The organism is Pseudomonas fluorescens, from assembly GCF_902498195.1.
Lineage (GTDB): Bacteria > Pseudomonadota > Gammaproteobacteria > Pseudomonadales > Pseudomonadaceae > Aquipseudomonas > Aquipseudomonas fluorescens_BU.
In genome coordinates, this window is sequence record NZ_CABVIY010000011.1 from 1 (window position 1) to 14,673 (window position 14,673).

The window sequence follows — 14,673 nt, forward strand, 5'->3', positions numbered from 1 at the left end:
GGGAGGGCTTTGGCCTGCCGCTGGCAGAAGCGATGCTGCATCGCTTGCCGGTGATCGTGACGGGGCAGGGCGGGCAGACGGATTTCTGCACCGAGCAGACCGCCTGGCTGATCGACTACCGTTACGAGCGGGCGCGCACGCACCTGCAAGCCAGCGCGTCGGTGTGGTTCGAGCCGAGCGCCGAACACCTGACCGAGCTCCTGGGCGAGTTCTACCAGGCCTGGCATAAAGGCGAGCTGGACAAGCTGACCGCCGAGCGTGTCGAGGCGGCCGATGCGTTGATCCGCAGCCGCTTCACCTGGGCACACGTGGCCCAGGCCAGCATCGAGGCCATTGCCGAGGCCAAGCGTCAGCCATTACTCAAGAAAGCACCGCGGCTGGGCAGCGTCACCACCTGGAACAGCGCCTGCGGCATTGCCACCTACAGCGCCAAACTGCTCGAGCCGGCCTTTGGCCTGGAGTGCCACGTTTTTGCCAACGATGACGCGGTGCTGACCAGCGCCGACCAGGGCAAAATCGAGCGCTGCTGGAGCGCGGGCGACTTCGATCCGCTGGATCGCCTGAAAGCCGCCATCGAGCGCTCCGGCGTGGACACGCTGCTGCTGCAGTTCAACTTCTCCTTCTTCGGGCTGCAGCCGTTCGCCTCGTTGCTGGACTGGGCGCATGGCCGCGGTATCCGTACGCTGGTGGTGTTCCACTCCACGGCCGATGTCCAGCATGGCGACAAGCTCAAGTCGTTGTCCGACATGCGCGAATCGCTGGCCGGTTCAGAGCGCCTGCTGGTGCACAGTGTGGGTGACCTGAATCGCCTCAAAGGCTTTGGCCTGAGCAAGAACCTGCTGCTGTTCCCTCACGGGGTGATTGATACCCCGGCGCCGGCGCCAGGCCCGCGGCAGAACGCCGCCAACCTGAAAGGCAAAACCATCATTGCCAGCTACGGCTTTCTCCTGCCCCACAAAGGCATGCCGGAACTGATCGAGGCCTTCGCGCTGTTGGCCAAGAACGATGCTTCCCTGCACCTACTGCTGGTCAATGCCGAATACCCGGTGCCCGCTTCGGCTGCGCTGGCCGAAACCTGCCGTCAGCGGATTCAGGCGCCGGATCTGGCGGGGCGCGTCACCTTGATCACTGATTACCTGCCGGACGAGGAGTCGCTGGCCTGGCTGGGAATGGCCGATGCCATCGTGTTCCCGTATCAGCACACGCAGGAATCTTCGAGCGCTGCCGTTCGTTGGGGCCTGAGTACCGGTCGTCCGATTTTTTGCACCCCCTTGGCCATCTTCGAAGACGTCGCGGAGGCCGTGACCTTCCTCCCCGGCACTGATAGCCAATCCATGGCAGATGGCCTGCGCAAAAATCTTGACGCCGGCCCGCAGGCGCGGCAGGGCGATTGGATCCGCAACCACGGATGGTCCGCGGTTTCGGCCCGACTGCGTAACCTTTTAATCGCCCTCTCTGCCGAAAGTATTAAAACTTTAGTGGTCAGAAAGTAACCAAATATTTTATTTTTTTTTCAGAAAGTTCCTACAGACAAGATGAAAAAGAAGGAGATCGGCTATTGTTCCGCCGCTAATTTGGCATGTATGATCGCCCGGCAATTGCCAGTTATCACTCTGAAGGACTTAAAAAAAGTCCCGGAAAAATAACTGGTAAAGGGTCAGTGAAAGCTGATTTCCCATAAAGGGGGCCACGGCCTACCGGGACGTGGCAACAGGCTGGGGCCGACGGGCTCTCATCCGAACGGAAGCCTGGATGTCGATATCGACTCATATTGGAGATGAAAACGTAATGGCTATTACTTCTGCACAGATTCAACAGTTGTATGTTGCTTACCTTGGCCGTGCCGCTGACAAAGCTGGCCTGGACTACTGGTCCAAGGAACTGAACGCAGACAAGGCTGTTCTGACTCTGGAAAACCTGCGCGCTAACTTCGTTAACGAGCAACCAGAATACGCAGCTATCTACGGCGGCCTGAACCGTCAAGATACCGTTGTTAAGATCTACAACAACTTGTTCGGTCGTGCTCCTGATGCAGAAGGTCTGGCCTACTGGACTACCGGTGGCGGCGCTTCCGTCAACGCTGACCTGCTGCTGACTGCTTTCGTAAACGGCGCTGGCACTAAAGACTCGGCCGTACTGGCGAACAAAGTTCTGGTTTCCGAAGTTTACACCGCCACTGCTGGCGACAAGTTCCTGGCAGCCGATGCTAAAGCCATCATCGCTGGTGTAGATGATACCGGTACTTCTGTTGGCGCAGCTCTGGACAAACTGACTGACGGTTCCCTGAGCGGTATCGCCGTTCCTGCTGGCGTTGCTCAACTGAAAGCTCAAGAAGTAGCTACCGCTGCTGAAAAAGCATTCACCGACAGCAAAGTGACTGACCTGCTGGCTCTGAGCAAGCAACTGGCTGATCTGTCCAAAGCAAACGCTGAGATCGCTGACGTTGCTGCTTCGACCAACAAGACTTTCACCACTGTTGAAGGTGATCTGACTGCTGCTCTGACTGCTGCTCGTGGCGCTCTGAAGACCGACACCCTGACTGCCAAGGCTGTTGTTGATGCCAAAGCACTGACCGACGCTCGCACTGCATTCGTAACTGATCCTGCCGAGAAAACCACTGCTCTCGACAAAATCAATGCTTACACTGCTGCTAAAGCTGCCGTTGCTGCCAACACTGCTGCCAACCCAGCTGACGCTAAACAAGCAGCTGACACCCTGACTGCTTTCGCAGCCAACACTAACAACGCCGCTGTTTGGAACAAAGCTGCCATCGACTCCGGCCTGGCCGTTGACGACACCGCTGCTGCCGCTCTGACTGGCCAGCAAGTCTACGACGCGCTGAAAGGTGCTGATGCCACTACTGCAGCCAAAATCAACGCTGCTTTCGGTAGCATCACTGCCTACACCGCAGTAAAAACTTTGGCTACTAAAGATGCTGCCGCTGCTAAAGCTGCCGCTGACTTCACCAAGGCTGATACTGCTCTGGCTGCTGGCACTGGCCTGGCTTGGAAAACTGCATACAACACTGATGCAACTACCAAAGCTCAGCTGGAAGCTTCCAAAGCCCTGGACGCTCTGGATAACTCCTACAAAGCTATCGACACAGCGCACACCGCTCTGGAAACCAGCAAAACTGATGCTGATACCGCAGTAGCTGGCAACACTACTCTGGTTAAAGCTGTAGCTGCAGCCGGTGTTACCGACAAAGCTGACGTGTTCTACTTCGATCATAAAATCGCTACTGGCGACGATATCTCGATCAACTTTGAAGCCAAAGACTCCCTGTACCTGGGCAACGGCTACACTCTGAACAAGTCCGCTACCATCGACGCTACTGGCATCCACGGTGCCAACAACAGCGCTCTGGAAGTGTTCTTCTTCAAAGCTGCTGATGGTTCGATCAAAGCTGTTGTCGAAACTGCTGCTGAAGGCAACACCACTGTTGTAGACAACACTCTGGTAGCAAACGCTACTGACAAAGTTGCTGTCATCACTTTGGCTGGCGTTACCGATGTTAACCAAGTTACCTTCGCTAACGGCATCATCAGCCACGTTGCTTAATAAGCACTGTGATTGATTGCCCAACGGGCTTCGGCCCGTTGTTGGTTGTTTGAAAAAACCCGCCCCTTAAAAGGCGGGTTTTTTTATGACCGGAGAGTGCGTATCCTCTGGCCCTTTCTTCTGTACCGGACTGCCTGATGAACTGGAACCTGATTCTCAACTTCACTCGCCAGGATCTGATCGACAGGCATTCTGCTTCCATGCTCGGCGCGGCCTGGACCTTTATCCTGCCGCTGATCAACATCCTTATTTTCACCCTGGTGTTCTCCAGCATCATGGGCATGCGCCTGGGCGGGTTGGGCCAGGACCTGGGGCCTTGGGGCTATAGCGTCTACCTGGTCAGCGGCTTGCTGGCCTGGAACTGTTTTGCCGCCACGCTGACGCGTATTACCCAGGTTTTCCACGAAAAAGCCCACCTGATCGGCAAAGTCCGGATGTCGTTGTGGACGCTGCCTTTATATGTCGTGCTGAGCGAAACGGTGCACTACCTGATCGCCACCGGCTTCTTCATGATTTTCCTGGTCGCCATCGGCTTTAACTTCACCTGGAGTTTGCTGTGGTGGATCCCGATTTTCCTGTGCCAGCAATTGCTGGCCTATGCGCTGGGCATCACCTGCGCGATCCTCTCGGTGTTCATGCGTGACATCAAGGAAGTGGTCGGCGTGGTTGTCCAGTTCTGGTTCTGGCTGACGCCGATTGTGTATGTCGCCAACATCCTGCCCGGCTTCATCCAGCACCTGGTGGCACTTAACCCGTTCTACCACCTGGTGCTCGCGTACCGCGCCGCGCTGATTACCGGGCAAATGCCCAACCTGTTTGCGATCGGCATGCTGACGCTGTTCTCGCTGGGCTTGCTGGCCGTTTCGATCTGGGTCGGCCGCCGCCTCGAGCGCGATATACGCGACTTCCTGTAACCGCAACGCCGTCGAAAACTGCAGCGGGCGCCTGGCCCGCTGTGCGTGCCAGCACTTCACCAAGTAGCCCTAATGATCTTCAGTTCGTATGAATTCCTGCTGCTGTTTTTTCCGGCGGTTTACGGTCTGTTTCTGCTGTTGCGGCATTTGCGGCTCGAGCAGCCGGCATTGGCAATGCTGGTCATTTCCTCGCTGGTGTTTTATGGCATGTGGAGCTGGCGTTACCTGGGGCTGCTGCTGGGGTTGATTGTCATCAACTACCTGTTGGGCCTGCAGCAGGTGAGAACCCGGCGCAAGTTCTGGCTGGTGGTGGCGGTGGTGTTCAACCTGGCGGTGCTGGCGTACTTCAAGTACGCGGGGTTTTTCTTCTCTTTTCTGCCGTCTTCCGCCAGTTGGCACATCATTTTGCCGCTCGGCATTTCCTTTTTTACCTTCCAGAAAATCGCCTGGCACATGGACCTGTACCGCCGCCGCCTGCCGGACACGGGCACGGTGCTCGAGTACAGCTTCTTCGTGTGCTTTTTCCCGCAGCTGATCGCCGGCCCGATTGTCCACGCCCGGACGCTTTTTCCGCAGATAGCCGCGGGCTGGTTCAATCGGCCGCTGACCTGGCAGCTGGGTATTTCGCTGCTCACCGTGGGCCTGATGAAGAAGGTGCTGCTGGCGGATCCGCTGGCCCCCGGCGTCGCCGCGCTGTTCGATCAAGCCCAGGCAGGGGCCGCGTTGCCGGCGCCGAGTGTGCTGCTGGCCGGGTTGAGTTACGGCCTGCAACTGTATTTCGATTTCTCCGGCTATGCGGACATGGCCATTGGCTTGGGCCTGATGTTCGGCATCAAGCTGCCGGCGAACTTCCGCTCTCCCTATAAGAGCGCCTCGATCATCGAATTCTGGCGGCGCTGGCACATCACGTTGTCGCATTTCCTGCGTGACTACCTGTACATCACGCTGGGCGGCAATCGGCGTGGGCGCCTGATGGCCAACAGCAACTTGATGATCACCATGCTGTTGGGCGGCCTTTGGCATGGCGCGGGGTGGCAGTTTATTTTGTGGGGCGGCCTGCATGGCCTGTTGTTGGTCATCAACCATTATTGGCGGCACCTGAGCGGCTGGCGGCTGCCGCGCGTTGCCGCCGTGCCGTTGACCCTGTTGGTGGTGATGCTGGCCTGGATTCCGTTCCGGGCCGACTCACTCACCACCAGCCTGCACCTGTTCAAAGGGCTGGCCGACTGGCGCTGGACCTGGGATTTCGAGCCTTTGGTGCTGCTGCGGGAAGTGGCCAGCATGCACATCGACAAGAGCTTGCCCTGGGTCTGTGTGGCGCTGCTGGCGGTGGTGCTGACCCTGCCGGGCAGCCGCCGCCTGTGCCTGATGCTGGGCGCCTTGGGCCGAGGCCTGCTGGTGACCGTCGGTTTGTTCATGGTGCTCAAGGCGCTGGCCGGGGCACCGGATCGCGCCTTCCTGTATTTCAACTTCTGAGGTGGCCATGAAAACTGAGATGTCATCTCGTGGTTTTCTACGGGGCGCCTTGCTTGGCCTGGCGTTGATTGGCGGGCTGTGGCTGTTGATGCTGGCCGGGCAGCTCGGGCGCCCTGTGCCCAGTACGCATTGGGTCGAAAAGGCCTATGAGCACAAACTGACCCAGGCGAACGCCATCGAACAACCCAAGGTGCTGGTGGTGGCGGGCTCCGCGGCCATGTTCGGCGTGGATTCCACCGCCGTGGCCGAGGCTCTGGGCCGTCCGGTGGTCAACCTGGGCGTCAATGCCGGGATCCTGCCGCCCTACATCCAGAGTTACGCCCGCCAGGCGATCAAGCCCGGCGACTGGGTTGTGCTGCCAGTGGAATACCCGATGTTCCATGGTCGCTATTCGATCAACATGTCCTTTATCGATTACTGGTGGGGGCACCCGGGTTTTCGGCACCTGGACGTGAACCTGGTGCAGCTGGCCCAGGTGTTCTGGCTGACCCCGGTGCTAAGGGCCGTCGATGGCTACCGGGGCTTGCCGCCGGGCTTCAAGGTCAGTGGTTTGTACGGCCCACAGAACCTCGACCTGCACGGCGATCAGGTCAACACCCAATCCAGCCAGCAGGAAGTGTGGATGCGTGAGTTGGTTGAGCGTTCCGGGGTTGAACGCTATGGCGCGCAAGCCCATGGCTGGAACGCCAACTGGGCCAGTTGGAAGGCCTTGGCCGATGAGGTGACGGCGGCCGGTGGCTGTGCCGTGTTCGTGCCGCCGCCGATGCTCGATCGAGCGGAATATCACCAGGGCAAAGAGCACCGTTACTACGCCGCCCTGGCGGAGCAGGCGCGTTCACACGGGCTGAACTATGTCGGCTCGCCGCTGGATACGCTGTATCCGATGGACCGCTTCTTTGACACCAACTACCACCTCAACGCCGCCGCCCGAACCCTGTACACCCGTCACCTGATCGAACTGGTCAAGCCAGAATTCGATCGGTGCAAGGCGCATTAGGGCAGGGCAAGCAAGGGCTCAATCGGTGTGTTTGACCTGTTCGCGCCAGTAGTCCAGCAATTGCTGCAGGGTCTGCTCCAGCGGGATGCTCGGTGTCCAGCCGGTGCATTGCATGAGGCGGGTGCTGTTGCCGAGGGCGACCGGAATGTCGGAAGGGCGCAGGCGTTCAGGGTCCAGTTCCACGGTGATGGTGGCGCTGCTCAACGACAGCATCAGGTCCAGCACCTGCAGGATCTGCAGCGAGCGGCCGCTGGCGATGTTCACGCAGCTCGGGTGACCCGGCTTGTCGGCCAGTTTCAGCAGCTCGATGTAGGCGCTGCAAACGTCCTGGACGTCGAGGAAATCCCGGGTGGCTTCCAGGTTGCCGACTTTTAGCACCGGTGCCTGCTGGCCGGCTTCGATCAGGGCGATCTGCCGGGCGAACGAAGCGCTGACGAAGTCAGGGCTCTGCTGGGCGCCGATGTGGTTGAACGGGCGGGCGATCACGCCCTTGATGCCCTGGCGGAAGTATTCGCGGAACGCGCTTTCGGCCGCTACCTTGCTGGCCGCATAAGGGTTGAGTGGCTCGCACGGCGTCAGCTCATCCAGCGCCAGGCCGGATTTGAACGCGGCGCCGTAGACTTCCGACGAGCTGGGGAACAGCACGAAGGCCTCCGGCGCTTGCAAGCGGATCGCTTCAAGCAGGTTCATGCTGCCCATGACGTTGGTCTGCCAGGTGCGCAGCGGTTCCTTGAAACTGGTGGGCACATGGGAGACGGCCGCGAGGTGCACCACGTGAGTGGGCTTGGCCCGGGCCACGGCCTGCTCCAATGCGTTCGCGTCGCGGATGTCGCACACCAGGTGTTCATCGGCGCCGTGGTCGGCCCGGGGTTCGCTGCTGCTCAGCGCGATCACCTGATAGCCCGCGTCCTGCAGGCGGCGCGTCAGTATCTTGCCAACGAAGCCGTTAGCGCCGGTGAGTAGTAGACGTGGCATCCGGTTTTGCTCCATCGCAAGGCGGTAAAAATTCAAGCTGACCCAGCCACTGCACCAGCGCCGCGCGCAGGTTGTCGCGCTCGTAGCGCTGCAAGTTGCGCAGGCCGGCCGCGATCGTCGTTTCCCGCAGGCCTGGCTCGGTATTGAGCAAGTGGCAGGTCAACGCGAAGACGATCGGGTCGTCGCTGTCCAGCAGCAGTCCACCTTCGCCCAGGGTATCGGGGATGTTGGAACGTGCCTGTGTGACCACCGGAAGCGAGGCATAGTTCGCCTCCAGCAGCGGCATGCAAAAGCCTTCGTGGGCGCTGGCACACCAGTATTGATGGGCATTGCGGTACAGCCAGCGCAACTCCGGTTCGGAGCATTTGCCGACCAGCAGGACCTGGTCCTGCAGGCCCAGATCAAAGATGTACTGCTCCAGGCCCCGGGCATAGGCTTCGCTGGTGGTGCCGCCGACCAGGATCAGGCGTTGCGGCGGTTCGCTGGATTCAGCCTGCTTTTGCAACTGCAGCAGATGGTAAAACGCCTCGATCAGCAGGTACTGGCGCTTGTTCTCCGCCAGGCGACCGACCGCCAGGTAATACCGCGTACCGCTCGCTTGCCGGGCAATGAACCCGGGTTCGGCGGTCGAGCCTTCCAGGCGGCGGGTATCGACCAGCAGCGGCAAGGTCTTGCTGCGCGGGTAGCCGGCGGCAATCAGCTCGCTCTGGTTCAGCGGCGAGTCGGCCAGGGCATGGACGAATTCGTCACGCCATAGCTCAAGCTGCTCCAGGCCCAGCTCTGCGTAGCGACGCAGGCCGCCTCCGGCGGGGAAGAACTCTGGCGGCGTGATGTTGTGATAGACCAGTGCCTTGGGGCAGCGCTGGTCCAGCAGCCATGGGCCGTGATCGTGGCCCATGGAATGGTGATACAGCAGCAGCGAGCACTTGGACGGATGAAAGGTGCGTGCCGGCAGCACTTCGCCGGCCATCTGCTCGGGGATGTTGAAGCTGTAGATGTGCGACTCGTAACCCAGGTCGCGCAGCAGGCTTCGAGTGAACAGCAGGCCGTTGGTAACGCCGTCCCCGGCGGCAACGCTGGGGGCGAATTGATCGATGCGAACTGGTGTCATGTCAGGCTCTTGCTGGCCACTACGGCGTAGTCCTGAGGACCGTAGAACAATGCATCGCAACGGCGAGCGACTTCAGAATCTTCATTGAGTGCGTATTCGCGCGGGATCGGGTTGAGGCGATGGATCTGTACCTGCTCGAAGCCCTTGAACTCCACCAGGAACTCGGTGAAGGCCGGCGGCAGCGGGTGCAGGTGCGTCGGGTCGGTGTAGAAGTGCGTGGCGGCACTGACCAGGTTTTCCGGGTTCGGTGTCTCGAAGATGATCACGCCGCCGGGAGCCAGTACGCGCTGGCATTCGTCGAGCAGGGTGTTGAATTGCTCGAACGTCAGGTGCTCGATCACATGGAACGCGGTGACCGCCGCCAGGCTGTTTTCCGGCTGCTGGGCCAACCACACCAGGGCGTCCTGCTGCACGGCGCTCAAACCCTGCTCGTGACAGGCCTCGACATTCATCGAGTTCAGATCGACGCCGATGCGCGAGTAATGTTCGGGCAACATTTGCAGCCATTCACCACGGCCGCAGCCGATGTCCACCAGCGGCAAACCGCGGCTGAGCGGCATGATCGCGTCGAGGATCGGCAGGTAATAGGACTGGCGGCCACGGATGGTTTCGGCGTCGCCACGGAAACGGTTTTCGAAGGCCAGGTAAAAGCTGTCCGGGATGCTGCTCTGGTGTTGCAGGACAGCCGGTACCGCGGCGGCCGTGTCGTGCGGCGTGGCGACGGCCACCTGGCGCGGCTGGCGTTCCAGCTGTTGCAGGCGGGCGCGCAGTTCCTGCTGGACGGTCCGGGACTGTTTCAGCTCGGCTTCCAGGCGGGCGATTTCCTGCGCTTTGAACTGCTCGAACTGCTCTGCCTGGCGCTTTTGCGCTTCGTGGTGCTCCTGCAGGACCTTTTGGTGGTCGAGCAGATAGGTGTTGAGCTCCTGCAGGTATTTCTGCTGGGCATCATGCTGGTTCTGCACTAGATCCTTGTGGCCCAGCAGTTCGCCGTTGTGTTGCTTGATCTGGCGGGTCAGCAGGTCCATGCGGGCGATGTAATGGCGGTTGCGCGCCTCGTTCAGCATCATGCCGTAGGCGCTGAGCATCAGCTTGCCCACCACCGGGATGCGGCGAATGGTGTTCTTCAGGCGTGCTCGGCGCAGGCCTTGTACATCCGCGTTGTGTGCGATGCCTTCGGGCGAGTAACGCATCTCGGCCAGGACCTCGAACTTGTCCCAACCGGAACGCAATTTGTTCAGGGTGCCCTGCAGCTCAGCGTTCTCGGCCTTGCGACCGATCAGGGTCGGGTAAGCGGCGCGGGCCAGGGCCTCGTCTTCCAGCTGGATCAGCTGCATCCAGCCATACGGGCGGTCGTAGCGCTCGGCCGGCGAAGGGTTGAAGACCGGAAGCGCGCGCTCGCTGTTGCCCAGCCGATAACGCTCGACCTCGGCCTCGATGCGACGGTTGAGTTCCTGGAAGTCGAGGTCCGGGTTATTGGGTATCAGCATTGCTTACAGTTCCGTTGAAAGTCTCGGAGGGCAGGGGATTTCCTGGAGCGTCGGTGCCAGGTCGCAGACGCCGGCGAAGAATGTCCCGGTAATACCGGCCACCTCGAAGCCAATGGCGTTGTCCCGCCAGTGGTAACAGTTAATGGTGTGATCGGCGCCGTCATGCAGGGCAAGGGTGATTGTATATTTGCCCGGCGCCAGTCGCATCGGGAAGCTGTAGCGCAGGTGCTTGCGCTCACCGTTGACCAGGGCGATCGGGAAGCTCAGGTAGTGGCTGTTGGTACCGAAGATGTCCTGGCCGAAGCGGTCGCGGATCATCAGGCCCAGCGAAACATCCGGCAGGTCGGACTGCGCGGCGATCGTCACGTCCAGGGTGCCGGTGTCGCCACTGGCCAGGATCGAGGTTTGCGAGTTCTGCCCGCAAAAGGTGACGTCTTCGAGAATCGCCTGGCGCGAGCCGTAGCCGGCTTCCAGCAACTCACGTTCGCTGTAGTCCTCTTCGTCGGCACCCAGCAACTGGTTATAGATGTTGACGGCGTCTTCAGGGTCGCCGTCGGCCACGATCTTGCCTTCGCTCAGGACGATGGCGCGATCGCAAATCATCTTGACCGCATTCAGGTCGTGGGAAACGAAGATGATCGAGCCGCCGTTGGCACGGAATTCCTTGATGCGGCGCATGCACTTCTGCTGGAAGTGGCCGTCACCGACCGACAGGGCTTCGTCGATCAGGAAGGTGTCCGGGTTGGCATGGATGGCAATGGAGAACGCCAGGCGCATGTTCATGCCCGAGGAATACGTGCGGATCGGCTCATGGATGAACTCACCCAGTTCCGAGAACTCGACGATCGCCTGGCGACGCTCCTCGATCTGCTGGCGCGTCATGCCCAGCAGCAGGCCGTTGCCGGTGATGTTCTGCAGGCCGCTCAGGTTGGGGTCGAAACCCGTGCCCAGTTCCAGCAGACCGGTCACCCGCCCCGTGATTTTGATCTGGCCCGCGTCGGGCAGCAGGACGCCGTTGAGCATCTTCAGGAGCGTGGACTTGCCGGCGCCGTTGCGGCCCAGAATGCCCAGCGTTTCGCCGCCGGCAACACGAAACGAGATGTTGTCTAACGCCTTGTGTGTGCGGTGGAAGCTGCGGCGCATGACGACTTCTTTGAGTCGGTGCCAGGGTCTGTTGTAGAGCTTGAACTCTTTGCAGACGTTTTCCACTTCAAGCATGCATGTAACTCTTCAATAGGTATGACATTTCGAAAAATGGCCCAATGGGCGGTATGTCATGGGAATCAGGGGGCGGAGACTAGCATGCGCAGCCATTTCGAGCATTTAATGCGTGAAAAGGCGGGCGATTGGTTGCCGGATTGAGGACCTGAACGCCCCCCCGGTAAAGACAACAAAATCCTCTGTTTATCGATGGTTATCGAGCGCGCACCGAGAAGAAAGCTGCGAACAAGTCCTCAACCGTGCTGAAATACGCCAGCCTTTGGTGGCGTGTGATTCGAGTTTAACAATCGGAAAATTCGACCCGTCTTGCCAGAAATACCGACTCCACGCGTGTGCAACTGAAAACTGCACGCGATAGGAGCCGTTATTGCCTGTGCGGCGATTAATTCAATTTTTAGAAGGAGGCCGCTTTGAGTGGTAGTCCGAAAATAATATTTGCTAACCAGCTTCGAGGCATCGCCGCAATCATGGTGGTGCTATCGCATCTTGGTTGCGTTTTTTGGGCCGCCAAGGAAACGGTCTCGTTCTACACCGGTGCACCGCCCGCCGAGGGCTCGCAGCCGTTTATTTCCAACTTCATTAATACCCAGCACTGGAATTTTGGCGCGCTCGGGGTCGCTATCTTTTTTTTGATCAGCGGCTTTGTGATCCCTATGTCACTTGGCGCAGGTGGGCGATTAAACTTTATCGTTTCGCGCTTTCTCAGGATTTACCCCACCTACATTATTGCGTTGTGCGCCGGCTTATTTGCGGTCTGGCTGTCATGCCAGTATTGGGGGCGTCCGTTCATGTGGGACCTGCCGACCGTCATGCACAACATGTTGTTGGTCCACACGCTCAGCAACGCACCCTCAGTGGACCTCGTTAACTGGACGTTGGCGATCGAGCTGAAGTTTTATCTCGTAGCCTGCCTCATGGGCGGCCTCATTGTGGCTGGCCGGGTCTGGCCACTGCTGGCGTTTTCAGCCTTGGTGTTTATCGTAAATAAATGGATTAAAACCCCGCTGGGCACCGAACTGATGTTTGTCAGCTTCATGATGTTGGGCGTCTTATTTAACTATTTATTCAGGCAACTGATCACGACGTTAGAGTTCTTCATCAGCACGGGCATCATCTTTGCGTTTTTTCTGCTTGGGTGGGATGCGACGATTTGGCCAGATGCCTTTTTTCAGGTTGCGCCAAACTACCTGTATGGCTACGTGATCTTTTCAATGGCCTATGCGTTGCGCTCACATTTCCGTGACATACGCGTGCTGGACTTTTTTGCAGACATTAGTTATCCGCTGTATATCGTTCATTCTCTGATCGGTTATTCCGCCATGCGGATTCTCTTCGATAACGGATATCAGCTTCGTGTCGTAGCCCCCGTTACGGCCTTGCTTATCATTGCTGTCGCCTACGCATTGCACGTCCTGGTCGAAAAACCAACGATGTTGCTTGGCAAGCGAATCAGACGGTCCCGGCAGTTGGCCTACGCTTAACGGTGGCAAAGCGCGCAGGCATTTTTACAGGTTCGCTATGAGCCTTTTCAAATGCCTGAGTGGTTCACTTCCAGGCGATTAGTCGCTGCACCCAGCCTACTAAAACGCTTTAGCCGTTTTTCAGCACTTTGCGATACACATCCAGCGTCTGCCTGGCGCATTCATTCCAGTTGTAGTGATGGGCGCGGGCCAGGCCGAGCTGGATTTTCTCTTCGCGCAGCGTCGACTGGTTCAGCACGTCTTGCATGGCGGCACTGATGCTCTCGACGCTGTAAGGGTCGACCGGCCATGCCGCATTGCCGCTGACCTCGGGAACCGAGGTGCTGTTGGAGGCGATCACCGGGCATTGTGCGGCGAACGCCTCGATCACCGGCAAGCCGAAGCCCTCATACAACGATGCGAACACCAGCGCGCTGGCGCTTTGCAGCAAGGCCAGGACGTCCGATTGCGGCAGGTAGCTGAGCCAGCGGCCTTCGCCTTTCTGCTCCAGGGCATGCAACTGCGGCAGCAGTTCTTCATTGTTCCAGCCATCCCGTCCAACAATGACCAGCGGATGCGCCTTGCGCACCGCGTCGGGCAGTTGCTGGAAGGCTTGCAGCACCCGCAGCAGATTCTTGCGCGGTTGCAGGGTGCCCACGAACAGGAAGAACCCGGGCTGCAGGCCATGCTTGTCGAGGACGGCGCGGCGTTGTTCGGCTTCGATGCGCTCGAAGTAGACCGGCTCCACGCCCAATGGCGTCACGCTGATGCGCTCGGGGGCGATCTTCAGGTGCTCGACCATGTCCTGCTTGCTGTAGTCGGAAATGGTGATGATGTGGTCGGATTTGCGGATCGCGGTGGCGAACAGCCAACTCTTGAGGCTGCGCAGGTCGTTCTTGATCCACTCGGGGTGCAGCATCGGGATCACGTCCATGATGGTCGCGACCGTGGGCACACCGGCAATGCGCGGGATATGGTGATCGGTCGCATGGAACAGATCGATGTCCCGGGCAATCGCCCGCGAGTTAGGCAATGGCAGCTTGAGAATGCCGCTGAGCAGCGCATGCACCGGGTAACGCACGGCCAGCTGCTTGGGCGTACCGCAGGCCATCGATGGCAAGTCGCGACCGAATGCATAGGGTTTTAGCTGGATATCGGAACCGCTGCCCTGGATGGTCTGGCCCAGGCCATCCCATAACGCACGTGAGTAAGTTCCAATACCGTCCAGGTGTCCAGCGCGCTCGCCGGCAGCCCAGACCGTACAGCTCAAGCCAATCTTCATTCTTCAACGATCTCGATCAACGAATTGCAGAAATGGCTCGCCGGCCAGTGACCTGATTTCATGGTGCAGAGGTGATTGGAAATCAGGGCGCGGAGCCTAACATGACTGAGAGATTCAGGCATTTTTAGCGATTCACCCGCCATTAGCCTGCAACATCGTCATCCGTGTTCATACCCGGTCTTCATGTCG

Annotated in this window: 11 protein-coding genes; 6 read left to right on the forward strand and 5 right to left on the reverse strand. The window is 59.2% G+C overall.

Annotated elements, in window-relative coordinates; all coding sequences use genetic code 11:
* From F8N66_RS31575 to F8N66_RS31165, 5 genes are all read left to right on the forward strand, one after another.
* Positions 1-1,493 (forward strand): glycosyltransferase (locus F8N66_RS31575; protein ID WP_412070764.1); only part of this gene is annotated, 1,493 nt, incomplete at its 5' end.
* Positions 1,494-1,752: 259 nt separating this feature from the next.
* Positions 1,753-3,561, forward strand: a complete 1,809-nt coding sequence (locus F8N66_RS31150) for a DUF4214 domain-containing protein (protein ID WP_150773717.1) — start codon at positions 1,753-1,755, stop codon at positions 3,559-3,561.
* Positions 3,562-3,698: 137 nt separating this feature from the next.
* A complete protein-coding gene (locus tag F8N66_RS31155; protein ID WP_150773718.1) occupies positions 3,699-4,475 on the forward strand; it encodes an ABC transporter permease in 777 nt (258 codons plus the stop codon).
* A gap of 72 nt (positions 4,476-4,547) precedes the next feature.
* Positions 4,548-5,951 (forward strand): MBOAT family O-acyltransferase, encoded by a 1,404-nt coding sequence (locus tag F8N66_RS31160; protein ID WP_150773719.1) that lies wholly within the window; start codon positions 4,548-4,550, stop codon positions 5,949-5,951.
* Positions 5,952-5,958: 7 nt separating this feature from the next.
* The gene (locus tag F8N66_RS31165) at positions 5,959-6,948 is read left to right on the forward strand and encodes a hypothetical protein (RefSeq protein ID WP_224790536.1); all 990 of its coding nucleotides are present in this window, start codon (positions 5,959-5,961) and stop codon (positions 6,946-6,948) included.
* Between the two features lie 18 nt (positions 6,949-6,966).
* On the opposite strand, the gene F8N66_RS31170 is transcribed toward F8N66_RS31165, so the two are convergent.
* The 4 genes from F8N66_RS31170 to F8N66_RS31185 are packed head-to-tail and all read right to left on the reverse strand — an operon-like array spanning position 6,967 to position 11,739.
* Positions 6,967-7,923: a GDP-mannose 4,6-dehydratase gene (locus tag F8N66_RS31170; RefSeq protein ID WP_150773721.1), complete on the reverse strand. Its 957-nt coding sequence runs from the start codon at positions 7,921-7,923 to the stop codon at positions 6,967-6,969.
* Entirely contained in the window at positions 7,895-9,034 is a 1,140-nt protein-coding gene (locus F8N66_RS31175) for a glycosyltransferase (protein ID WP_150773722.1), read from the reverse strand. The genes F8N66_RS31170 and F8N66_RS31175 overlap by 29 nt, the downstream gene beginning before the upstream one ends.
* A complete protein-coding gene (locus tag F8N66_RS31180; protein ID WP_150773723.1) occupies positions 9,031-10,521 on the reverse strand; it encodes a class I SAM-dependent methyltransferase in 1,491 nt (496 codons plus the stop codon). Before F8N66_RS31180 ends, F8N66_RS31175 begins: the two co-directional genes overlap by 4 nt.
* A gap of 3 nt (positions 10,522-10,524) precedes the next feature.
* Positions 10,525-11,739, reverse strand: a complete 1,215-nt coding sequence (locus F8N66_RS31185; RefSeq protein ID WP_150773724.1) for an ABC transporter ATP-binding protein — start codon at positions 11,737-11,739, stop codon at positions 10,525-10,527.
* Positions 11,740-12,152: 413 nt separating this feature from the next.
* Here F8N66_RS31185 and F8N66_RS31190 point away from each other — a divergent pair, with 413 nt between their 5' ends.
* Positions 12,153-13,223, forward strand: coding sequence for an acyltransferase family protein (locus tag F8N66_RS31190; RefSeq protein ID WP_150773725.1), 1,071 nt, complete (start codon positions 12,153-12,155; stop codon positions 13,221-13,223).
* A 109-nt stretch (positions 13,224-13,332) separates the two neighbouring features.
* Here F8N66_RS31190 and F8N66_RS31195 read toward each other — a convergent pair whose 3' ends face one another.
* The gene (locus F8N66_RS31195; RefSeq protein WP_150773726.1) at positions 13,333-14,484 is read right to left on the reverse strand and encodes a glycosyltransferase family 4 protein; all 1,152 of its coding nucleotides are present in this window, start codon (positions 14,482-14,484) and stop codon (positions 13,333-13,335) included.
* Between the last annotated feature and the right edge of the window lie 189 nt (positions 14,485-14,673).